Origin of the sequence: Spirillospora sp. NPDC049024 (assembly GCF_040649235.1) — a bacterium.
Classification (GTDB): Bacteria; Actinomycetota; Actinomycetes; order Streptosporangiales; family Streptosporangiaceae; genus Spirillospora.
The window spans coordinates 110,185-132,030 of sequence record NZ_JBEZFD010000025.1; the positions used below are offsets into that span (position 1 = coordinate 110,185).

Genomic DNA, 21,846 nt, shown 5'->3' on the forward strand with positions numbered 1-21,846 from the left:
GCCTCAGGGCGGCGCCCGCTGGGCGCGGCGCCGCTTCACCGACTCGTCGACGCTGGTGAGGACGATGGGCAGGATCACGCTCAGCCAGAAGTCCTTCCAGCCCCACAGCCCCACGGCGACGCCGAGCGAGCTGCCGGCGCACACCAGGCTCAGCAGGAACGCCGCCCAGTGCCGCTGGGCCAGCCCGACCGGGTCGACGAGGCGGCGGTGCGGGAGCAGGTCGGCCAGCGGACGCTCCCGGGCGTGGGCGCGCTGCACGACCATCGCGTCCGGCAGCCAGTGCAGGACGTCGGCGCTCCCGGCGAGAGGGGTCCGCGAGAGCGCGACCAGCGTCTCCAGCCGCCACCACAGCGTCCACAGCGACGTGCGCCCACTCCCCGGGTAGCCGTTCCAGCGCGGGTCGGCGACCTCCCCGCGCACCAGCGTCCGGAACGCCCGGGCGACGGTCGGCCCGTGCGGGCCGCGCGGGTCGCGCAGCAGCGCGGTGAGCGCGATCGGCAGCCCGTAATGCCAGAGGGCGAGCCGCCACACCGGCTCCGGCCCGCGTTCCGGCGCGGTGCACGGCGAGACGCCGTAGGTCTCGATCCACGTGTGGTCGTCGTCGGGGTCGAGGTGCTCCAGCAGCCAGTCGTAGGCGTCCAGCAGCCGCTCGGTCCGCAGGCACGGGCGCGCCTCGGCCAGCGTCACCAGCGCGAAGGCGGTGTGGGTGACGGTGGGCAGGGACGTCTGCGTCGGGCCCCAGGCGGGGCGGTGCGCGGTCCGGTCCGCCGTCAGCCATTCGACGCCGCGGTCGACGGCCGGGTCGTAGGGGTTGAGCTCGCTGAGCGCGCGGAGCGCGAGGCACGTCAGCCACACCCGGGACGGGCAGCCGCGCAGCGAGCCCCAACCGCCGTCGGGATTCTGGTTGCGCAGCAGCCACCGGTAGGCGCGCCCGAGGTCGGGGGCGTCGTCGCGCAGCTCGCAGCGGGCGCGGGCGAGGAACCGCGCGATCCAGCCGGTCGCCTCGACCACCGGCATGCCGAGGCTGGTCTTGGTGGCCCAGCCGCCGTCGCGCAGCGGGTCGTCGGACCGGGTCTGCCGGGCGGCGAGGAGCGCCAGGCCGTCGTCGAAGTACTCGAACGCGCGCCCCGCCTCGGCGAACGCCATCAGCCCGAGCGCGGTGGCGGTGGTGCCGGGTTCCGGCCGCGCGAGCTCGTGGTACCAGCCTCCGCCCGTGCCGAGCGCGGGCGCGTAGGTGTCGCGCAGGACGTCCAGCGACTCGTTCAGCCGGGCGTCGAGGACCGCCATGTCGATGACGGGGACGGGGGCGCCGCCGCGCCTGGCGGTGGCGCGGGACGGGCGGGGCGCCGGGGAGGGGAGCGGGGGTGTCTGGTTCACGGTTCGGCCTTCTGCTGTTGTTGTTCCCGGCGGGCCGGGATTTGTACCCCGCGGTCCCGCGTCTGTGCCCGCGCCGCGGCGGGCGCGGGCGCGCGGCGCAGGGCACGCTGGAGGGAGACCGCTCCCGCGTTCCGCGATGCTGGAGGTGGCTTGGCCGAGCCGACCGCCCGGGACGAGCCCGATCACGACTGCGTCCTGTGCCCCCCGCTGCGGTTCCGCTTCAACGGCATGGCCGGCCTGCCCGGCGAGTCGGGCGTCATCGCCGGCGACCGCGACTTCTTCCTGATCCCGGACGTCGCGCCGCTCACCGAGGGGCACCTCCTGCTGGTGACGCGCGAGCACCACCAGTGCGCCGGGGACTTCCCCCGGGTGATGTGGGAGCGCGCGTGGCGGTGGCGCGACCGCGTCGCCCGCCTCTACCGGGAGGCGTACGGAGCCGGCGACCTGCTGCTGTTCGAGCACGGGCCCGCGAGCCCCCAGGGCGGCGGCGCGTGCATCGACCACGCGCACTGGCACCTCCTCCCCGGAACACCGGGCGTGCGGGCGGTCGTGGAGGGGGAGGGGCGCCCCGGCGCGCCCGCCGACCACGCGACCCTACGGGCCCACTACCGCTCCGGCCGGTCCTACCTGCTGATCGAAGAGGGCGGCGCGGCGACCGTCCACCCCGGCGACGGGGTGCGGAGCCAGTTCCTGCGCTGGGCCGTGGCGTCCACCGGCCCCGAGCGGGCCTGGCGCTGGCAGGAGACCTTCGGGCTGCCCGCCAGCAGGCGGCGGTTCCTGCGCACCCTGCGGGCGATGCGGACGGCGGCGGCCGCCTTGCCCGGCACCGGTCAGCCGCCCGACAGCCACCAGTAGAGCTCACACGAGGTCAGCCGGTCCCCGAACCCCGCGCGCCGCACACCGGCGGCGTAGCCGGTGGGGTACTCCATCGGCGCCCGCCCCCGCCGGTGGGCGAGCACCCGCTCCAGCGACGTCGGGCCGAACCGCAGCAGCCACAGGGGGCCGCCGGGAACCGCGCGGTCGAGCACCGGCAGCAGGTCCCGCGGTCCGCGGCCGCCGGCCGGCGGCGGATGCCCGAGCAGGCGCGCGAGGGTGTGCGCCTCGGAGACGACCAGGTCGGCCTGCTCCAGGACCGGCAGCACGCAGGACGCCGGGAGCCGCGCGTCGATGTCGTGGGGGACGACGTCGAACGCCACCCGGGTGCCCGCCGCCCGCGCCGTGCGCACCGCCTCGTGGAGCGCCGCGCGGGAGTCGGCGGCCAGCAGCGCGTAGCCGTCCACGGCCAGCACGTCGGCCTCCTCGATGCCGGCCGCCGCGGCGCGCACGTCCGCCGGGATGAGCCGCCGGGCGGGCGGCTCGTCCTGGACGACCAGCAGCCGGACGCCGGGCCCGCGGCCGTCGTGGTCGTCGCGCAGCATGACCGACACGCCGTTCGGGACGCCGGGCTCGACGACCAGGCGGTCGGCTGCGCCGATCCGGCACAGCTCGCGGCGGATCGCCTCCGTGTAGTCGTCGTCGCCCACCTTGGCCAGCACGTCGACGCGGCGGAAGTAGCCCACCGCGCACCGGGCGAGGTTCACGGCCGTCCCCGCGGCCATCAACCGCGCGGGGGCGTAGCAGAGCCGGTCGGCGCCGAGGTCGGCGAACCGGACGCCCGGCAGCGACGCGCGCACCTCGATCCCCGCGTCGCCGACGACGAAGAGCGCGAAGCGGCGCTCGGCGACGCCGTCGAGGCCCGGCCGTTCGAGGGGGGATCGCGGCGGCGCCATGTCCCGGTTCAGCCGGCCGGAAGCAGGAAGGCCCGCATCACCGGGCGCAGGCTCGGGATGAGCTCGTAGCCGCCGACCTCGCCCAGCGGCACCCAGGCGCACCGGTCCAGGTGGTCGCTCGTGTCCTGGTTCTCCAGCGTGGCGTCCAGGGTCACGGGCCGGCAGCGGCGCGCCGCCGCCACCACCCGGATCTGCCCGCCGGGCGTGCCGCGGTCGGGCATGAACCACTGCCACAGGTGGAACGGGGGCCCCGGATCGATCTTGAGGCCGACCTCCTCCCAGACCTCGCGGCGGATGTGGTCGTCGAGATCGAGGTCGGCCGACTCCTCCAGCCGCCCGCCGGGCACCTCCCAGCGGCCCGGGTGGAACGGGTCGGAGGCGGCCTTGCGGACCAGCAGCAGCCGCCCGCCGGACACGATGAAGGCCTTCTGCGCGAACTGGAGCCGGACCGGCGGCACGGCGGTGAGGGGGCCGGCGTCGCCGGCGTCGACCGAGGGCATCGCGGGAGACCTCCCAGGTGCCGGCCCACCGGGCCGTCTCGGCTCCACCGTAACAAGCCGCGGCCGCGGCGCCGAGACGCCCGCCGGGCCAGAACACCCTCACCTCGCGGCGGGGAGCGCGGGCCGCGGGAATGGCGGCGCTGCCCGGCCGGTTGTACGGGACGGCGTACCCCGTCAGGACGTCCGCGTCGCGAGGGGCCGCGCGAGGCGTCCGGGCATGGCGCACCGAGTCCCATCGGGTGGTATTCTTGGTGGTCGACCGGCCCTGTGCGCGCGACCAGATGGTGGCGTGTGCCGGGCGCTCAAGCGGAGGCCACCTCCCACCTGACCGGCCCAAGGCCGGTGGGTTCTCGGTCCGGCGAACGGGCTTCGGGCTCGTCCCGCCGTCGTTCCCGGGCGGTACTGCCGTTCCCGGGAGACCGAAGGTGGCCCCGCGCGTGAGTCGTGCGGGGCTTTTCTCGTGGAAGCCTCGGGGTACGACCGGTCCAACGAACTTGAGAACGGCCCCAAGGAGGTCCCATCAGCGCCGAACCGCGTATCAACGACCGCATTCGCGTGCCCGAGGTCCGGCTCGTCGGCCCGAACGGCGAACAGGTGGGCATCGTGCCCATCGCCAAGGCCCTTGAACTCGCGCGTGAGTCGGACCTCGACCTCGTCGAGGTGGCGCCCACCGCGCGTCCGCCCGTCGCGAAGCTCATGGACTACGGCAAGTTCAAGTACGAGTCCGCGATGAAGGCGCGTGAGGCGCGGAAGAACCAGGCGCACACGGTCATCAAGGAGATCAAGCTCCGCCCGAAGATCGACCCGCACGACTACGAGACCAAGAAGGGTCACGTGGTGCGGTTCCTGAAGGCCGGGGACAAGGTGAAGGTCACGATCATGTTCCGTGGTCGTGAGCAGTCCCGTCCCGAGCTCGGTTTCCGGCTGCTGCAGCGGCTCGCCGACGACGTCGAGGAGCTCGGCTTCGTCGAGTCGCGGCCCAAGCAGGACGGCCGAAACATGATCATGGTGCTCGGTCCGCACAAGAAGAAGACGGCCCGCGGGCAGGAGTCGGAGACCACCGTCTGACGGCCGGTCCGGGGCCGGCTCCACGGCGGCCCCCATCGCGACCTCGCGGCTCAGCGAAGTCGCGGCGTACGTACATTGAAGCCTGACCTGGCGCGTCCACGGATCGCCGTGCGATGCGCCGATCAGGCGCGCCTCCATGCCGGTCGGCACGGAGGCCGGGAAAGAGGGAGACGACGGCGACCATGCCGAAGACCAAGACCCACAGCGGTGCCAAGAAGCGCTTCAAGCTGACCGGCTCCGGCAAGGTGATGCGCCGCCGCGCCAACAAGAACCACCTGCTCGAGCACAAGCCCACCAAGCGGACGCGCCGGCTGTCCGGCCCCGCCGTGGTGGCCGACGCCGACGCCAAGAACATCAAGAAGCTGCTGCGCAAGTAGCACTCGACCGGGAACATCGCCGACCGGCCGAGGCCAGCATGGCCCCGGCCCCCACGAAGGAGTCAGCACGTGGCACGCGTGAAGCGGGCGGTCAACGCCGCCAAGAAGCGTCGGGTCGTCCTGGAGCGGTCGAGCGGCTACCGCGGTCAGCGTTCGCGCCTGTACCGCAAGGCCAAGGAGCAGCAGCTCCACTCGATGACCTACGCCTTCCGGGACCGCAAGGACCGCAAGGGCCAGTTCCGCCGGCTGTGGATCCAGCGGATCAACGCCGCGGCCCGCGCCAACGGCATCACCTACAACCGGTTCATCCAGGGCCTGAAGGCCGCCGAGGTCGAGGTCGACCGGCGCATGCTCGCCGAGCTGGCCGTGAACGACGCCCCGGCGTTCGCCGCCCTGGTCAAGGTCGCCAAGGACGCGCTCCCGGCCGAGGGTACGGAGGCGGCCTGAGCCGGGCGACCGGCACACGGGCGATCACAGCGACATGGCGGGCCGCGAGCTGACCTCTCTCCGATCACCACGGGTGAAGGCCGCTCGGCGGCTCGCCAAACGCGCCTTCCGGCGCCGCGAGAACCGGTTCCTCGCCGAGGGGCCGCAGGCGGTGCGGGAGGCGCTGGAGATCCCCGGCGGGCTGGCCGAGCTGTTCACCACGGCCGAGGCGGAGGCCCGCCATCCCGAGCTGGTGCTCGCCGCCGAGCGCGCCGGAGTGCCGGTGCTGCGCGTCAGCGGCGAGATCATGGCCGAGCTGGCCCAGACCGTCACCCCGCAGGGGCTGCTGGCGGTCTGCGAGTTCGTCGACGTCCCGCTCGGCAAGGCGCTGGAGGCCGGCCCCCGGCTGGTGACGGTGCTCGCGCACGTCCGCGACCCGGGGAACGCGGGGACGGTCCTGCGCACCGCCGACGCCGCGGGGTCGGAGGCGGTCGTGTTCACCGACGCGTCCGTCGACCCCTACAACGGCAAGTGCGTCCGCGCCTCGGCGGGCAGCCTGTTCCACCTGCCGGTCGTCGTCGGCCCACGGTTCGACACGCTGATCCCGGAGCTGAAGGGCGCGGGCCTCACCGTCCTCGCCGCCGACGGCGCGGGCGACCGCACCCTCGACGAGGCGATCGACGAGGGAGTCCTCGCGCGCCCCACGGCCTGGGTGTTCGGGAACGAGGCGTGGGGGCTGCCCGACGACATCCTGCGGCACGTCGACGAGGTCGTCCGCGTGCCCATCTACGGGCGGGCCGAGAGCCTGAACCTGGCGACGGCCGCGGCCGTATGCCTGTATGCGTCGGCCCGCGCGCAGCGCGCCGCCCAGGGAGCGGGTCCGGGCCGCGCGTGAGACACGCCGCGGTCGCGGACGTTCGATGCGTTCCGTGATCGAATGGCCGCATGCGGTCGCGACAGGTGCCGCCTCGCGACCGGTGAGCTGCGAAGATGGTCTTCGCGTGGACGCGGGGCATGGGGGGCCTGCCGCCGCGCGGGACTCGTTCGCGGGTAGGAGCGGGAACCGCGACCGGCGAGGGATCACGTTGCCGCGATGCCGCGCCTAACCTGTTGATCAGTGCGTTGACCAGGGCGGCGACGAGGCCGCACGGAGTGGGGGCGAGCGTATGACCGAGGAGACCAGGCGAGCCGGAAGGGCGGGCCGGCGTCCCCCGGAGGTGCGGTGCCGGGCCGGCGCGGGCCGGGCGCCGTCCGCCCCGGACGCCTCCGGCGCGCCCGCCGCCGACGGGCTGCGCATCGAGACCGCCCGGGTGCGGGCCGACACGGCCGTCGTCGCGGTGGCGGGGGAGATCGACCTGCGCACCGCCGGGCCGCTGCGCGACCGGCTCGTCGAGCTGCACGGCCGGCTGCCCGGGGCCCGGCCGCGCCGCCTGGTGGCCGACTTCGCCGCCGTGCCGTTCTGCGATGCCGCCGGGCTCGGCGCGCTGGTCGCGGCGCACAACCAGATCTCCGCGGCCGGGGGGGAGATCGCCCTGGCCGGGGTCCGCCCCGCGCAGCTGCGACTGCTGAAGATCACCGGCCTGCACCGGTTGTTCGCGATCCACCGCGACGTCGAGGCCGCGCTGTCGGACCACGACTCGCCCACGAGGTCCGGATGAGCCGCGGATGTCCTGATGAGGCCCTCCGCGGGCCGCGGCGACCCCCTGCACGAGGGCTACACATGCCTTGCCGCGAGGCGGTTTCCGGGTCCCGTTAAGGGTCCGACTCGGGCTAGAGTCTCTTTCCGACAGGCCGCGTTCTCACCGGTGTTCTGGAGGCCGCTGTGGGCGGAGAGGAATCCCCTCTCGTGGCCGCGCGCGGACCCGAGACGGGGTCCGGGCCGGGCCCCGAGGGGAGCGGCCCGGACGACCTGCCCGACGGGCTGATGGTCGCGGGCCGGGACGCCCGCGTCGTCGTGTTCAACGCCGCCGCCGCGCGGATCACCGGCATCCCCGCCGGGTCCGCCCTGGGGCGCGACTTCCGCGACGTCCTGCCCCTGCACGACGCCGAGGGCCGCGACTGGTGGAAGTGCCTCGCCCCCTACGACGGGCTGTCCACCCGCACCCGCCATCCCGAGCGCGTGCTGTTCCTTCCCGGCGGCACCGAGGTGCTCGTGACCGCGGCGTACCGGCGCGACGCCGAACGCCGTGTGGAACGGTTCACCGTGTGCCTGCGCGACGCCCTGCACCGCGCCCGCCAGGAGCGCGACCGCGCCGACCTCGTCTCCACCGTCGCCCACGAGCTGCGCTCCCCGCTGACCAGCGTCAAGGGGTTCACCGCGACGCTGCTGGCCAAGTGGCACCGCTTCAACGACGACCAGAAGCGGGTGATGCTGGAGACCGTCAACGCCGACGCCGACCGCGTCACCCGGCTGATCACCGAGCTGCTGGACGTGTCCCGCATCGAGGCGGGCCGGCTGGAGATGCGCCGCCAGGTCGTCGACCTCCCCGAGGAGGTCCGCAAGGTCATCGCGGGCCGGGTCGCGGCGGGGGAGCCGGAGGACCGCTTCCGCTTCGAGACGCGCGGCGAGCTGCCCGAGATGTGGCTCGATCCCGACAAGATGGATCAAATCCTGGGCAATCTCGTCGAAAACGCGGTGCGCCACGGGGCGGGCACTGTCACCATTGTGGTGGAGCCGGACGCGCATAAGGAGGGAGCGGCCGTGTCGGTGCGCGACGAGGGCGAGGGCATCCCGCCCGAGGCCGCCCAGCGCGTCTTCCGGCAGTTCTGGCGCGGTCCCGGCGGCAGCCGCCGCGGCGGCACCGGCCTCGGGCTCTACATCGTCAAGGGCCTGGTCGAGGCGCACGGCGGCGTGATCACCGTGCGGCGGGCGCCCGGCGGCGGCGCCGAGTTCCGATTTACCGTGCCCGCAGGGGCCCCCGACTACGCCGGCTGACCGCGGCCCGTATCCGCGGCACGGCACGGGACCCCTGGGCGGGCCAGCGCGTCACGCGCACGCTTTCCGGATGTCCACCGCCCGCGCACTAGACTGCGGGCGTCCCACGCCGACCGGAGTCGATCACACCACCATGTCTGCACCCAACAAGTCCTATGACCCCGTCGAGGTGTCCGCGCTCCAGCCCGAGGAGCTGGAGCGGGCCCGCGCCGAGGCGCTCGCGGCGATCGCCGCGGCCGCCGACCTCGACGCCCTGAAGCAGGTCCGGCTGGCGCACGCCGGCGACCGTTCCCCGCTGGCCCTCGCCAACCGCGAGATCGGCGCGCTGCCGCCCGCGGCCCGGGCCGAGGCCGGCAAGCGCATCGGCGCCGCCCGGGGCGCGGTGGCCCAGGCGCTCAAGGCGCGCCAGGCCGAACTGGAGGAGGAGCGCGACCGCCGCGTCCTCGTCGAGGAGACCGTCGACGTCACGCTGCCGTGGGACCGCGCCCCGCGCGGCGCCCGGCACCCGCTGACCACCATGCAGGAGCGGATGGTCGACGTCTTCGTCTCGATGGGCTTCGAGGTCTCCGACGGGCCCGAGGTCGAGGCGGAGTGGTTCAACTTCGACGCCCTCAACTTCCTGCCCGACCACCCGGCCCGCACGATGCAGGACACCTTCTTCGTCGAGTCGGAGGACTCCGGGCTGGTGATGCGCACCCACACCTCGCCGATGCAGATCAGGTCGCTGCTGTCGCGGCCGCTGCCGGTGTACGTGGTGGCGCCCGGGCGCACGTTCCGCACCGACGAGCTCGACGCCACGCACAGCCCGGTGTTCCACCAGCTGGAGGGGCTCGCGGTCGACGAGGGCCTGACGATGGCCGACCTGCGCGGCGGCATCGACGCGTTCGTCACCGGGATGTTCGGCGAAGGGCTGAAGACGCGGTTCAGGCCGTCGTTCTTCCCGTTCACCGAGCCGTCCGCCGAGGTGGACATGCAGTGCTTCGTGTGCCGGGGCGCGTCCGCGGAGCCGGGCGCCGAGCCGTGCCGCACCTGCAGCTCGGAGGGCTGGATCGAGCTCGGCGGCTGCGGCATGGTCAACCCGCGCGTGCTGGTGGCCTGCGGGGTCGACCCGGACCGCTACAGCGGCTGGGCGTTCGGGCTGGGCGTCGAGCGGACGCTGATGTTCCGGCACGGCGTGGAGGACATGTACGACATGGTGGAGGGCGACGTCCGGTTCACCCTCCCATTCGGGATGGAGATCTGATGCGGGCCCCGCTTTCCTGGCTGCGCGAGTACGTCGAGCTCCCGGCCGGCGTCACGGGCCGGGCGCTGGCCGCCGAGCTGATCGCGGCGGGCCTGGAGGTCGAGACGGTCGAGCACGCCGGCGCCGACATCACCGGCCCGCTCGTGGTCGGCGAGGTCCTGGCGATCGAGGAGCTGGCCGGCTTCAAGAAGCCGATCCGCTACTGCCAGGTGGACGTCGGCGACGCCAACGGCACCGGGGAGCCGCAGAACATCGTCTGCGGCGCCACCAACTTCGCGGTCGGCGACCGCGTCGTGGTCATCCTGCCGGGCGGCGTGCTCCCCGGCGGGTTCGAGATCGGCGCCCGCAAGACCTACGGCCGGATGTCCGAGGGCATGATCTGCTCGGTGACCGAGCTCGGCATCGGCGACGACCACAGCGGCATCCTCGTCCTGCCGCCGGACGCCCCGGTCGGCGCGGACGCGATCGAGCAGCTCGGGCTGCGCGACGACGTCCTCGACATCGCCGTCACGCCCGACCGCGGCTACGCCCTGTCGATCCGCGGCATCGCCCGCGAGGCCGCCATCGCCTACGGGGTGCCGTTCAAGGACCCGGCGGACGTGGAAGTGCCTGCCGGCGAGGGGCCGTCCTACCCGGCGAGCATCGGGGACCCGTCCGCGTGCGACCGGTTCGTGCTGCGCGAGGTGCGCGGCTTCGACCCGGACGCGCGGACCCCGATGTGGATGCAGGTGCGCCTGCACCGCGCGGGGATGCGGCCGGTGTCGCTGGCGGTCGACGTCACCAACTACCTGATGCTGGAGCTCGGGCAGCCGCTGCACGCGTTCGACCGGGGCAAGCTCACCGGCCCGATCGTCGTGCGCCGCGCCGCGCCCGGCGAGAAGCTGGAGACGCTCGACCACGTCAAGCGCACCCTCGACCCCGACGACATCCTCATCACCGACGAGTCGGGGCCGATCTCGATGGCCGGCACGATGGGCGGGCTCGCCACCGAGATCGACGACCGGTCGAGCGACATGGTGATCGAGGCCGCGCACTTCGACGCCATGGGCACCGCCCGGATGGCCCGCCGGCACCGCCTGCACAGCGAGGCGTCCCACCGGTTCGAGCGCGGCGTCGACCGCGAGCTGCCGCTGTACGCCTCCTACCGGGCGGTGCGGATGCTCGCCGAGCTCGGCGGCGCGGAGATCGTGCCCGGCGTCACCCACGCCGAGGCGCCGGTCGAGCGGGCCGCGGTGACGATGCCCGCCGGGCACCCCGACCGGGTGGCGGGCGTGACCTACGGCAGGGACGCCGTGGTCCGCCGCCTGGAGCAGGTCGGCTGCACGGTGGCCGGCGACGACGTGCTCACGGTGACGCCGCCGTCCTGGCGCCCCGACCTGACCGCGCCCAACGACCTCGCCGAGGAGGTCATCCGGCTGGAGGGGTACGAGGACATCCCGGCCCGGGCGCCGCGCCCGGCGGCGGGCAAGGGCCTGACCGCGCAGCAGCGGCTGCGCCGCCGGGTGGGCCGCGCGCTCGCCGGCGCAGGCTACGTGGAGGCGCTGGCCTTCCCGTTCGTCGCCGAGAAGGACCTGGACGGCCTCCAGCTCCCGGCAGACGACGCGCGGCGGCGGACGCTGCGCCTGGCGAACCCGATGTCGGAGGAGGAGCCGCTGCTGCGCACCACGCTGCTGCCGGGGCTGCTCAAGGTGCTGGCGCTCAACGTGGGGCGCGGCTTCGGCGACGCCGCGCTGTTCGAGGTCGGCGTGGTGTTCCGGCCGCGTCCGGACGCCCCGGAGCGCGCGCCGCGCCTCGCGGTCGACCGCGGTCCGACGGCGGAGGAGGTCGCCGGGCTGGAGGCGGCGCTGCCGGACCAGCCGCACCGGGTGGCGGTGGTGCTGTCCGGCGACCGCGAGCCGTCGGGCTGGTGGGGCGAGGGCCGTCCGGCGCTGTGGGCGGACGCGATCGAGGCGGCCCGCACGGTGGCCCGCGAGGTCGGCGTCGAGCTGGCGGTGAAGGCCGACCAGCACGCGCCCTGGCACCCCGGCCGCTGCGCGGCGCTGTACGCGGGCGACACGCTGGTCGGGCACGCCGGTGAGCTGCACCCGCGCGTCACGAAGGCGTACGGGCTCCCCGCGCGGTCGTGCGCGATGGAGCTGGAGCTGCGCCGCCTGGGCGAGCCGGTCGCGGTCCGCGCGCCGCACGTGTCGTCGTACCCGGTCGCGGTGCAGGACGTCGCGCTGGTCGTCGACTCGGGGACGCCCGCCGCGGAGGTCGAGTCGGCGCTGCGCGACGGCGCGGGCGAGCTGCTGGAGGCGATCCGGCTGTTCGACGTCTACACCGGCGAGCAGGTGGGCGAGGGCAGCAAGTCGCTGGCGTACTCGCTGCGGTTCCGCGCCCCCGACCGGACGCTCACGGCCGAGGAGGCGTCGCAGGCCCGCGACTCCGCCGTCGCCGCCGCGTCCGAGCGGACCGGAGCCGCCCTGCGCGGCGCCTGACGGAGCGCGGGCGTGCCCCGGACCCGGCGCGGGTCCGGGGCACGCCCGCGTCTCAGCCCGCGTGGCGGAGGCTCCCGTCGCGGCGGCCCGCGGAGACGAGCCGGTCCATCGAGACGGCCGCGACCGCGTACCAGCCGGCGCCCACCAGCGCCTCGATCCCGAGGAGCCCCAGGACGCGGCCGAGCGGCGCGCCGTCGAGGATGCCGCGCACCGCTTCCAGCCCGTGCACCACCGGCAGCACCTGCACCGCGATCCGCAGCGGGCCGGGCCAGAACTCCACCGGGACGTTCACACCGCCGAAGGTCATGACGATCCCGTAGGCGAAGTTCAGCACCAGCCATTCGACGCCTCGCAGCCGCAGCGCGATGCCCGCGAGCGCGCAGCCGTACCCGTAGCTGGCGGCGAGGATCAGCACGATGACCGGGATCGCGTACGCGGCGCGCGGCCAGGGCAGCGGGGCGCCCAGCAGCGGCGGCAGGACGACCCAGGCGACGAGCGAGCTGGTCAGCCCGGTCACCGTCCACTGCAGGCCGCGCCCCAGGTACACGGGCAGGTGCCCGGACGGTGCGATGGCGAGCAGCGGCAGCGTCCCCATGGCCCGTTCCCCGGCCAGCGAGATCACCACGATGGTGGACTCCAGGCAGGCCAGCACGACGATGTTGCCGACGAGCACGTACCGCATGGTGGCCTCGTCGCCGACGTAGCGGCCCAGCAGGGCGTAGAAAGCGGCCTGGCACAGCAGCCGCACCAGCCATCCGAACGTCCACGTCTTCCACGTGTAGACGGCGCTCATCTCGGCGAACCCGAGGATCAGCGACTCCCGGGCGATACGCAGCGCGTGCCTCATGCGAAGCCCACCGTCCCCTCCCGCCGGGTCCGGTCCACGTAGTGCTGAGTCAGCCACAGGCCCGCCGCCATCGCCGCCGCGCCCAGCGCGAGGATGGCGGCGACCGACCAGGGCCAGCCGCCCGCGTCGCCCCGGACCGCGCCGCGCAGGAGATCGGCGCTCCACGACAGGAAGACCGCCCGGCTGAGGGGGTGCAGCCAGCCGGGCAGCGCCGCGGCCGGGACGAGGATGCCACCGAGGATGTAGAAGGGGTAGCCGAGGGAGTTCTGCAGGACCTCCCGGGCCCGCGACATCACGAAGACGGCGGACATGAGGGTCGCGGTCCCGATCGTCGCGAGGCAGGTGACCGCGACCGCGAGCAGGAACAGCGCCGGGTCGGCGACCGTCAGCACCTGCCCGAACCCGAGGGCGGCCACCAGCCAGGACTCGGCGAACGCGGCCGCGCCCACGAGCACGACCGCCGAGACCCGCCCGGCCACCACCAGGGCGAGCGGGACGGGCGCGGTGAGCAGCGCGGGCATGCGGCCGGCCCAGCGGTCCTCGGCCACGATGCGCCCGGCGTAGTCGAGGGCGGCGACCCACAGCCCGATCAGCCCGGGCGCCAGGACGGCGTTGGCCGTGACGTCCGGGCGGTGCGCCGTCAGCGCCAGCATGGTCGTCGTCTGCATCGGCACGATGAGCAGGATGAGGGCGTGCTCGGGGCCGCGCCGCGACAGCGCCGCCTGGAGCGCGACGGCGTGCCACACCGCGCGGAGCGCGCTCATACGCGCATCCCCCGGTCGCCGACCGCGCGCAGGTAGACCTCTTCGAGGGTCGGCCGGCCGCGCCGCGCGGTGAGCACGTCCCGCTCCAGCAGCCATGCCAGGACGCGGCGGGTGCCGTCCCGGTCCGCGGTGTGGGCGCGCCACGCCTCGCCGTCGCGGTGCTCGACGTCCGTGACGTCCGGCAGGTCCGCGAGGGCTCCGGCGAGGGCCGCGTCGGGGTGGGTGAAGTCGACGCACTCGCGGTCGCCGAGGAACCGGCCGATCCCGGCGGGGTCGCCGGTCAGCAGCATCCGGCCGCGGTCGATGAGCGTGACCCGGTCGCAGAGCGCCGCGGCCTCGTCCATGTCGTGGGTGGCCAGCAGGAACGTGCGGCCCTCGGCGCGCAGGTCGAGCACGAGCCGGCGGAACGCGCCGGCGGCGACGGGGTCGAGCCCCGAGGTCGGCTCGTCCAGGAACAGCACGCGCGGCTCGTGCAGCAGCCCCCGCGCCAGGTGGAGCCGCTGGCGCATCCCGCGCGAGAACCTCTCCACGGGCTCGTCGGCCCGCTCGGCAAGCCCGACGCGCTCCAGCAGCGCGGCGGCGCGCCTGCGGGACGTCCGGGAGTCCAGTTTGTGGAGCGCGCCCCAGAACAGCAGGTTCCGGCGGGCGCTCAGCCGGTCGTAGAGGCCGCGGTCGCCGCCGAGCACGAGCCCGACCAGCGCCCGGACGGTGCGGGTGTCGGTCACGACGTCGTGGCCGAGGATCCGCGCCGAGCCGCCCGACGGCAGCAGCACGGTGGAGAGGATCTCGACGAGGGTGGTCTTGCCCGCGCCGTTCGGCCCGAGCAGCCCGTGGATCTCGTTCTGCGCGACGGTCAGGGTCAGGTCGTCCAGCGCGACGACGGGGTCCCGGCGCCTGCGCCCGTAGGTGCGGCGCAGGCGGGAGGTGTGCACGGCGGCTTCCATGCTCCGACGCTCGCCGTAAGGCGTGCCCGCGGGCCATAAGGAGGCGCCTTATCCGCGCGCCCGCCGGCCTAGGCCAGGCCGCGGTCGCGGGCGGCGGCGGCCGCCTCGCCGCGGGACGCGACCCCGAGCTTGGCGAGGATGTTGGAGACGTGGACGCTCGCGGTCTTGGGAGAGATGACCAGTTCCTCGGCGATCTCCCGGTTGGAGCGCCCGCGCGCCAGCAGTCGGACCACCTCCGACTCGCGGGCGGTGAGCGGGCCGCCGGACGGGCCCGCCAGGCCCGCGCGGCGGGCGCGTTCGGAGATGCGCCGGGCCAGCGGCGCCGCGCCGAGGCCGGCGGCGATCCCGGCGGCGCGGTGGATCCGTGCGGCGGCCGCCGTCCGGTCCCCGGCCGCGAGGTCGGCGCAGGCGGCGTCGAACAGCGCGCCGGCCAGCGGGTACGGCTGCTTCAGCCGTTCCCAGGCATCGACCACCCGGTCCCAGGGGGCGGCGCCTTCGGTCAGGGCGGTCACCGCCGCCTGGTGGGCCGCCTCGACCGGGGTGGCGGCGGGCAGCCGCGCGGCGACCTCGGCCACCCGGGGAAGCGACGGCCCGCCGGCGCGTGCGGCGGCCTCCAGCAGCGGCCAGGCGTAGCAGGGCTGGACGGTCAGCCGCGGATGGCGCAGGACGGCGTCGGCGGTCGCGCGGGCCGCCGGCCGGTCGTCCTCCGCCAGCCGCCACTCGATGACCATCTGGGCGAGCGGCAGCGTGGTCTGGGGGAACCCGGCGTCGAGCGGCAGGGCCAGGACCTGCGGATCGGGTTCCGGCCCCGTTCCGCGGGCGGCCAGCAGCGCGGTGCGCCAGATCATCATCTGGACGCGGAAGGCGGGGCCGTGGTGGCGGGCCAGCCGCCGCCGGAGCATGCCGGCCGCCTCGTCCCAGCGGCCGAGGCGGTACAGCGCCTCCACCTCGTTGACGGCCAGGGGCAGCCCCGCGCTGTGCGCCAGGCCCGCCTCCTCCGCGGCGGCGAGGCCCTCGGCGACCGACGCCAGCGCCTCGGCGAGGCGGCCGGCGTTGAGGTGGCAGTGCGCCAGGAAGTTCAGCGCCCGGACGCGTACGCGCGGAGGGAGCCCGCGCCGCCGGAGCCGCTCCAGGGACGTGATGTCGCCGTCGCCGTCCCTCGCCGCGGCGGCCGCTACCGTGACCTCCAGGTCCTGGGTCATCGACGACCGGCCGAGGCGGCGGTCCAGCTCGATGCCCTCCCGGCCGAGCCGTTCCGCCTCGCGCGTCTCGCCGTAGACCAGGAGCCGGCCGCTGAGCCGCCCCAGGGCCAGGACGCGGACGGGTCCGGGCTCGGCGGCGAGCCGTTCGGCCCGCCGGAGGTCGTCCAGCTCGGCGTCGTCGCCCTGGTACCCGAGCATCAGCGCGCGGAGGGTCAGCAGCTCGGCCGCGTGCTCGTCGCCCGTCTCGTCCAGCATCCGCTGCACGAGCGGAAGGCCGCGAGCCGGGTCGCCGGCCGCCCCGGCCGCCCGGGCCGCCTCCGCCATGACCTCGTGGCGGCCGAGGCCGATGCGGGACGCGGCGCCGGGGACGCGGTCCCACAGGTCGAGGACGCGCTCGAGGAGGTCCAGCTGCTCGGCGTGGGCGGTGGCGGCCTTGCGCTCCCCGGCGGCCCGCCACGCGGCGGCCAGCGCCCTGGCGTGGTCGCCGCAGCCCTGCCAGTGGACGGCCAGCGCACTCGCCGGGGCGTCGCTCAGCTCCGGGGAGCGCTCGATGGCCTCGGCGAACCGCCGGTGGAGGGCGGACCGCTCGCCGGGGAGCATGTCCTCGTGGACGGCCTCGCGGATGAGCGCGTGCCGGAACGCGTAACCGTCGCCGTCCACGACCAGCAGGCCGTGGTCGACGGCCGGGCGCAGCGCCTCGCTCAGCTCCGGTTCGGGCAGGTCGGTCACCGCGGCCAGCAGGCCGTGCCCCGCTCCGGCCCCGGCGGCGCCGACGGCCCGCAGCACCTCGCCGGTCGCCCGGGGGAGGCGGTGGACGCGCGCGAGCAGCAGGTCCCGCAGGGAACCCGGCACCGCGGCGCCGGGGCTCGCGACGATCGCCTCGACGAAGAGGGGATTGCCGCCGCCGCGCGCGTGGGCGTCCCGCACCGCCTCGGGGTCGGCGCCGCCGAGGATGCCGCGCACCTGGTCGGCGACCTCGTCCGGGGTGAGGGGCGGCAGGTCCAGCCGGGCCACGTGGGGGAGGCGGGCCAGTTCGGCGAACCACGGCCGTGTGCCGGGCTCCTCGGGGCGGAAGGTGACCACTGGCAGCACCGCGGCGCGCGGCGGGTTGCGGAACAGGAACGTCAGCAGGTCGCGGGTGGAGCCGTCGGCCCAGTGGGCGTCCTCGATGAGGAGCGTGACCGGTCCGGCCTCCGCCAGCCGCTCGATCAGGGCGAGGACCCGCTCGAACAGCCGCAGCCGGCCGGCGCCGTCGTCGGGCGGGGGCGTCGCGGCGGTCAGGTCGGGCATGAGCCGGGCCAGGTCCGGCAGGGCCGCCGCCGGCGTCAGGGAGACGATCGCCTCCCGCCCGGCGCTCCGCAGGACCGCGCTGAACGGGGCGTAGGGGAGGCCGGCGACACCGAGGTCGAGGCAGGCGCCGGTGAGCGTGCGCAGGTCCCGGGTGAACTCGGCGACCAGGCGCGTCTTGCCGCCGCCCGCCTCGGCGCCGACGAGCACGGCCGCGGCCTCGCCCGCGCACGCCCGCGCGTGCGCCGCGCGTAACGCGCGCAGTTCCGGTGTGCGTCCGGCGAACACCGGGCTGACGGTCCCCATCCGGACAAGCATGCCGATTCTTAACGCTACTTGTGTTGCGATAAGTCGTCCGGTAATCTGTACCGCGTCACATCGCCGCCCGGTTGGGGAGTCCATTGAGGATCTGAGGTCCGACACCGCGCAGTGGCCGCTCTCGGCCCGCGCACGTGACCTCAGTGCGGACTTCTTCCCCGCCGGGCTTTTCCATGCCCGCTGGCGCGTCGCGCGATCCGCGGTGTCTCCATGCGTACCCGCACTTTCTCCCACCCATCCATGGAGGCCGCCCATGTCATTCGCCATCGTGTGCTCGGACCTGTCGTTCGCCTGGGAGGACGGCACCGTCGTGCTGGACGGGCTGGACGCCGCGTTCGGCACCGGCCGGACGGGTCTGATCGGCGTCAACGGCTCCGGCAAGTCCACCCTGCTGAAGATCATCGCCGGTGAGCTGCGTCCCGGGTCGGGCACCGTCAGCGTCGAGGGGGAGATCGGCTACCTGCCGCAGAACCTCGTCCTCGACGACACCGCAACGGTCTCGGACCTGCTCGGCATCACCGCGACCCGCGCGGCGCTGCACGCCATCGAGCGCGGCGAGGCCACGGAGGAGAACTTCACCGCGGTCGGGGACGACTGGGACGTCGAGGAGCGCGCCCGCGCGGAACTCGACCGGCTCGGCCTCGGCCATCTCGACCTGGACCGGACGGTCCCGACGCTGTCGGGCGGCGAGGCCGTGATGACCGGGCTGGCGGCCCGGTTCCTCGCCCGTCCGGACGTCCTGCTGCTCGACGAGCCGACCAACAACCTGGACCTGGACGCGCGCCACCGCCTGTACGAGGCGGTCGCGTCCTGGACGGGCGTGCTCGTCGTCGTCAGCCACGACCGGGAGCTGCTCGACCGCGTCGACGAGATCGCCGACCTGCGCGACGGCGCCGTCCGGTCCTTCGGCGGCAACCTCTCGGCCTACGAGGACCTGCTCGCCGTCGAGCGGGAGGCGGCGGAACGGACGGTCCGGGCCGCCGAGACCGACCTGCGCCGCCAGAAGCGCGAACTGGAGGAGGCCCATGTCAAGCTCGCCCGGCGCAAGCGCTACGGCAGCAAGATGCAGGAGAACAAGCGCGAGCCCAAGATCGTGATGGGCGAGCGCAAGCGGCAGGCCCAGGTCTCGGCGGGCAAGCACCGGATCATGCACGAGGAGCGGCTCGCCGACGCCCGCACGCGGCTCACCGAGGCGGAGGAGGCCGTCCGCGAGGACGCCGGGATCCGCGTCGAGCTGCCCGCCACCCGCGTCCCGGCGGGGCGGACGGTCCTGACCGTGACGGGCCTGACCGCGCCCGAGCCGGAGCCCGGCACGCTGGCGGAGCTGATCGTCCGAGGGCCGGAGCGGATCGCGCTCGTCGGGCCGAACGGCTCGGGCAAGACCACGTTCCTGCGGGCCCTCGTGGGCGACCGCGTCCCCGAGGGCACGGCGGTGAAGCTCGGGGTGGACGGCGTCCGCTACCTGCCGCAGCGGCTCGACGTCCTGGACGAGGACCTCAGCGTCGTCGAGAACGTCCGCGTGCAGGCGCCGTCGGCGCCGCCGGCGCGGATCCGGGCCGGATTGGCGCGGTTCCTGTTCCGCGGCGCGCGGGCCGACCAGCCCGCCGGGACCCTGTCGGGCGGCGAGCGGTTCCGCGCCGTGCTGGCGTCGCTGCTGCTCGCCGAGCCGGCCCCGCAGCTGCTGCTGCTGGACGAACCGACGAACAACCTCGACATGGCCAGCGCCGCGCAGCTCGGGCAGGCGCTCGCAGCCTACGAGGGCGCGCTGGTCGTGGTCAGCCACGACGTGCCGTTCCTGCGTACGCTCGGCATCACCCGCTGGCTGCGCATGGACCGGGCGTCCGGGCTCACCGAGGTCGAGCCGATGTAGAACACGCGGCGGCCCCCGCGCGGCCGGAACCGCGCGGGGGCCGCCGAAGGGCCGGTCAGGTCAGCACGCGCTTGGTGAAGGTGCGGGTCGCCCCCCACGCCAGCAGGGCCGTCCCGCCGACGATGGCGAGCAGGAACGCCCACACCGGCATGTGCGGGATCTCTGGCGTGAGCGCGCTGCGCAGCCCCTCGCTGACGTACACCAGCGGGTTGAACAGGCTGAGGATCTGCAGCCAGCGGATGTTGTCGAGCGCCGACCACGGGTAGTAGACGCACCCGAGCATCGTCATCGGCAGCAGCACCATCGCGAACAGCACCTGGACCTTCTGCGGGTTCATCAGGGTGCCGAGCAGCAGCCCGCCGGACGCCGACATCAGCGCGCCGACCACCATCACCGCGATCAGGACCGGCCAGTTGTCCACGTGCACCTCGGGCGACTGGCCCTCGGCGTGGATGAACAGGACCGCGGGGAACACCAGCAGCCCGCCGATCAGGCCCTGGACCGCCGCCGCGATGATCTTCTGCACGGCCAGCAGCGGCACCGGCACCGGCGCCAGCGCCCGGTCCGTGATCGACTTCTGCCAGTTCAGCTCCATCATCAGCGGGAAGATCACCGCCATCATCGCCTGCATGATGATCGACGAGCCGACGAGCCCGGGCAGCAGGATGGTGGAGAACGTCGGCCCGCCGGGCCCGCCCGCCATGGCGCCGCCGCCGAGCTTCGGCAGCACGTAGGCGAACACGAACACGAACATGACCGGCTGCACCAGCACCCGGACGAACGTCGACAGGAAGTTCTTGCGCATGACGAGCGCCTCGCGCGCCATCATCGCGGCGAACGTGCGGGGCACCGTGGCCCGCGCCGGCGGCGGCGGTGCCAGAACGGCGGGGGCGGAGGTGGCGGTCACTCGCGGTAGTCCCTTCCGGTGAGGGTGAGGAAGACGGTCTCCAGGCTCGGGCGCAGCTGCGTCGCGTCGGTGACGCCCACGCCGGCGGCCGAGCCGATCGTGACGAGCTCGCCGAGGATGCCGTCGGGCTCGGCCGCGAACACGCGGACCTGGCCGTCGGTGACCTCGACCTTGCTGATGCCGGTCCGGTCGCCGAGCTTCTTGATCTCCTGCGGGGCGGGGGCGTCGTAGGTCACCGTGATGACGGTGTCGGCGCCGGCGCTGGACTTCAGCTGGTCGACGGTGCCGCTGGCGAGGACCTTGCCGTGGTCGACGACCGCGACCCGGTCGCAGAGCGCCTCGGCCTCCTCCATGTAGTGGGTGGTGAGGACGATCGTCTGCCCGCCCGCCTGCAGCCCCCGCAGCACCTCCCAGAGGTTGGTGCGGGTCTGCGGGTCGAGGCCGGCGGTCGGCTCGTCCAGGAACAGCACCTCGGGGCCGTGCATGAGGGCACGGCAGATCATCACGCGCTTGGCCTGCCCGCCGGAGATCTCGAACGGGTTGCCGCCGCGCTGCTCGGTCAGCCCGAACAGCTCCAGCAGCTCGGCGGCGCGCCTGCGGGCGTCCCGCGCGCCGAGCCCGAAGTACCGCCCGCGGAACTCCAGGTTCTCGGCGACGGTGAGCTCGTTGTCGAGGGTGTTGTTCTGCGAGACCACGCCGATGCGGCGCTTGATCTCGACGGCGTCCTTCACCACGTCCAGGCCGGACACCTGGGCGCTGCCGCCGGTCGGGACGACGAGCGTGGTGAGCATGCCGATCGTGGTCGACTTGCCCGCGCCGTTCGGGCCGAGCAGGCCGAAGAACTCGCCGCGCGGGACGTCCAGGTCGATGCCCTGGACGGCGGGCACCGCGGGGCGCGGCCCGGACGCGGGATAGGTCTTCCTCAAGTCGACCGTGCGAACGGCGGTTTCGGGGGGATTGGTCACGCGCCGTCTCCCTTCGCTTCCTCGTCGGGGGAGTAGTTCTCGAATTTCTGGATCAACCTGAGCAGGAACCGGCGGACGGCCGCCTCGTCGTCCTCGTCGACGACGTCGTAGAGGCGGGAGAGATCGCGGCCGATGGGGCCGGACTTCTCGGCCAGGAACCGCCGGCCGGAGTCGGTGATGAGCAGCATCACGCCGCGCCGGTCCCGGTAGGAGCGCTCGCGCCGCACGTGCCCGTTGCGCTCCAGCGTGTCGACGACCGAGGTGACCGTCGCGGGGGTGACCATCAGGCGCTTGGCGACCTCCCCGGGGCGCAGGCCGTCCTCCACGATGAGCAGGCGCAGCAGGAAGAAGCCCGCCGGGCTGATGCCGTGCCGCTCGATGATGCGCCACACGATCGGGCCCGACAGCCGTGAGGCGGCGCCGAAGAGCCGTCCGACCGGCCACTCCTCCACGGGACCGAACAACTTGAGGTCTTCGAGACCGTGGTTCTCCATGCGAGTGATGTTAGGGCACTGATGTTTAGGGGGCAAATCATTAGATGCCTAAGTATCTGCCCTGTGGTGCTTGTCT

Annotated in this window: 20 protein-coding genes; 10 read left to right on the forward strand and 10 right to left on the reverse strand. The window is 74.5% G+C overall.

The window, feature by feature from the left end:
- Window positions 1-3: 3 nt before the first annotated feature.
- Window positions 4-1,377: a prenyltransferase/squalene oxidase repeat-containing protein gene (locus tag AB0C21_RS35580; RefSeq protein ID WP_500210282.1), complete on the reverse strand. Its 1,374-nt coding sequence runs from the start codon at window positions 1,375-1,377 to the stop codon at window positions 4-6.
- Window positions 1,378-1,527: 150 nt separating this feature from the next.
- Between AB0C21_RS35580 and AB0C21_RS35585 the strand changes: the two genes are divergently transcribed.
- On the forward strand, window positions 1,528-2,232 hold the full coding sequence (locus AB0C21_RS35585) for an HIT family protein (protein ID WP_500210283.1): 705 nt from the start codon (window positions 1,528-1,530) through the stop codon (window positions 2,230-2,232).
- Here the strand turns inward: AB0C21_RS35585 and AB0C21_RS35590 are convergent.
- Both AB0C21_RS35590 and AB0C21_RS35595 read right to left on the reverse strand, forming a co-directional pair.
- Entirely contained in the window at window positions 2,208-3,146 is a 939-nt protein-coding gene (locus tag AB0C21_RS35590) for a carbohydrate kinase family protein (protein ID WP_500210285.1), read from the reverse strand. The genes AB0C21_RS35585 and AB0C21_RS35590 overlap by 25 nt on opposite strands.
- 8 nt (window positions 3,147-3,154) lie before the next feature.
- Complete coding sequence (locus AB0C21_RS35595) at window positions 3,155-3,646, reverse strand: NUDIX domain-containing protein (protein ID WP_500210286.1); 492 nt, start codon at window positions 3,644-3,646, stop codon at window positions 3,155-3,157.
- Window positions 3,647-4,183: 537 nt separating this feature from the next.
- Here AB0C21_RS35595 and infC point away from each other — a divergent pair.
- From infC to pheT, 8 genes are all read left to right on the forward strand, one after another.
- Window positions 4,184-4,714, forward strand: coding sequence for a translation initiation factor IF-3 (gene infC, locus AB0C21_RS35600; protein ID WP_258943360.1), 531 nt, complete (start codon window positions 4,184-4,186; stop codon window positions 4,712-4,714).
- A 182-nt stretch (window positions 4,715-4,896) separates the two neighbouring features.
- On the forward strand, window positions 4,897-5,091 hold the full coding sequence (rpmI, locus tag AB0C21_RS35605) for a 50S ribosomal protein L35 (RefSeq protein WP_067468638.1): 195 nt from the start codon (window positions 4,897-4,899) through the stop codon (window positions 5,089-5,091).
- A gap of 69 nt (window positions 5,092-5,160) precedes the next feature.
- A complete protein-coding gene (gene rplT, locus AB0C21_RS35610; RefSeq protein ID WP_141576352.1) occupies window positions 5,161-5,538 on the forward strand; it encodes a 50S ribosomal protein L20 in 378 nt (125 codons plus the stop codon).
- Between the two features lie 34 nt (window positions 5,539-5,572).
- Window positions 5,573-6,412 (forward strand): TrmH family RNA methyltransferase, encoded by an 840-nt coding sequence (locus AB0C21_RS35615; RefSeq protein WP_149264767.1) that lies wholly within the window; start codon window positions 5,573-5,575, stop codon window positions 6,410-6,412.
- 271 nt (window positions 6,413-6,683) lie between these two features.
- Window positions 6,684-7,175 (forward strand): STAS domain-containing protein, encoded by a 492-nt coding sequence (locus AB0C21_RS35620; protein WP_500210287.1) that lies wholly within the window; start codon window positions 6,684-6,686, stop codon window positions 7,173-7,175.
- Window positions 7,176-7,363: 188 nt separating this feature from the next.
- Window positions 7,364-8,452 carry a sensor histidine kinase gene (locus AB0C21_RS35625; protein WP_500210289.1) on the forward strand — a complete coding sequence of 363 codons (1,089 nt, stop codon included), beginning with the start codon at window positions 7,364-7,366 and terminating at the stop codon, window positions 8,450-8,452.
- A gap of 133 nt (window positions 8,453-8,585) precedes the next feature.
- The gene (gene pheS, locus AB0C21_RS35630; RefSeq protein ID WP_500210290.1) at window positions 8,586-9,695 is read left to right on the forward strand and encodes a phenylalanine--tRNA ligase subunit alpha; all 1,110 of its coding nucleotides are present in this window, start codon (window positions 8,586-8,588) and stop codon (window positions 9,693-9,695) included.
- Window positions 9,695-12,172 carry a phenylalanine--tRNA ligase subunit beta gene (pheT, locus tag AB0C21_RS35635; protein WP_500210292.1) on the forward strand — a complete coding sequence of 826 codons (2,478 nt, stop codon included), beginning with the start codon at window positions 9,695-9,697 and terminating at the stop codon, window positions 12,170-12,172. The genes pheS and pheT overlap by 1 nt, the downstream gene beginning before the upstream one ends.
- 52 nt (window positions 12,173-12,224) lie before the next feature.
- Here the strand turns inward: pheT and AB0C21_RS35640 are convergent, their stop codons facing one another.
- From AB0C21_RS35640 to AB0C21_RS35655, 4 genes are all read right to left on the reverse strand, one after another.
- A complete protein-coding gene (locus AB0C21_RS35640; protein WP_500210294.1) occupies window positions 12,225-13,019 on the reverse strand; it encodes an ABC transporter permease in 795 nt (264 codons plus the stop codon).
- Entirely contained in the window at window positions 13,016-13,783 is a 768-nt protein-coding gene (locus tag AB0C21_RS35645; RefSeq protein ID WP_500210295.1) for an ABC transporter permease, read from the reverse strand. Before AB0C21_RS35645 ends, AB0C21_RS35640 begins: the two co-directional genes overlap by 4 nt.
- Window positions 13,780-14,727: an ABC transporter ATP-binding protein gene (locus tag AB0C21_RS35650; protein WP_500210297.1), complete on the reverse strand. Its 948-nt coding sequence runs from the start codon at window positions 14,725-14,727 to the stop codon at window positions 13,780-13,782. Before AB0C21_RS35650 ends, AB0C21_RS35645 begins: the two co-directional genes overlap by 4 nt.
- Window positions 14,728-14,795: 68 nt before the next feature.
- Window positions 14,796-17,522, reverse strand: coding sequence for an ATP-binding protein (locus tag AB0C21_RS35655; protein WP_500210298.1), 2,727 nt, complete (start codon window positions 17,520-17,522; stop codon window positions 14,796-14,798).
- 265 nt (window positions 17,523-17,787) lie between these two features.
- On the opposite strand from AB0C21_RS35655, the gene AB0C21_RS35660 reads away from it, so the two are divergent.
- On the forward strand, window positions 17,788-19,404 hold the full coding sequence (locus AB0C21_RS35660; protein ID WP_500210300.1) for an ABC-F family ATP-binding cassette domain-containing protein: 1,617 nt from the start codon (window positions 17,788-17,790) through the stop codon (window positions 19,402-19,404).
- Between the two features lie 55 nt (window positions 19,405-19,459).
- On the opposite strand, the gene AB0C21_RS35665 is transcribed toward AB0C21_RS35660, so the two are convergent.
- The 3 genes from AB0C21_RS35665 to AB0C21_RS35675 are packed head-to-tail and all read right to left on the reverse strand — an operon-like array spanning window position 19,460 to window position 21,770.
- The gene (locus AB0C21_RS35665) at window positions 19,460-20,311 is read right to left on the reverse strand and encodes an ABC transporter permease (protein ID WP_500210302.1); all 852 of its coding nucleotides are present in this window, start codon (window positions 20,309-20,311) and stop codon (window positions 19,460-19,462) included.
- Window positions 20,308-21,276 (reverse strand): ABC transporter ATP-binding protein, encoded by a 969-nt coding sequence (locus tag AB0C21_RS35670; protein ID WP_500210304.1) that lies wholly within the window; start codon window positions 21,274-21,276, stop codon window positions 20,308-20,310. Before AB0C21_RS35670 ends, AB0C21_RS35665 begins: the two co-directional genes overlap by 4 nt.
- Window positions 21,273-21,770 (reverse strand): MarR family winged helix-turn-helix transcriptional regulator, encoded by a 498-nt coding sequence (locus AB0C21_RS35675; protein WP_149264778.1) that lies wholly within the window; start codon window positions 21,768-21,770, stop codon window positions 21,273-21,275. The genes AB0C21_RS35670 and AB0C21_RS35675 overlap by 4 nt, the downstream gene beginning before the upstream one ends.
- Window positions 21,771-21,846: the final 76 nt, after the last annotated feature.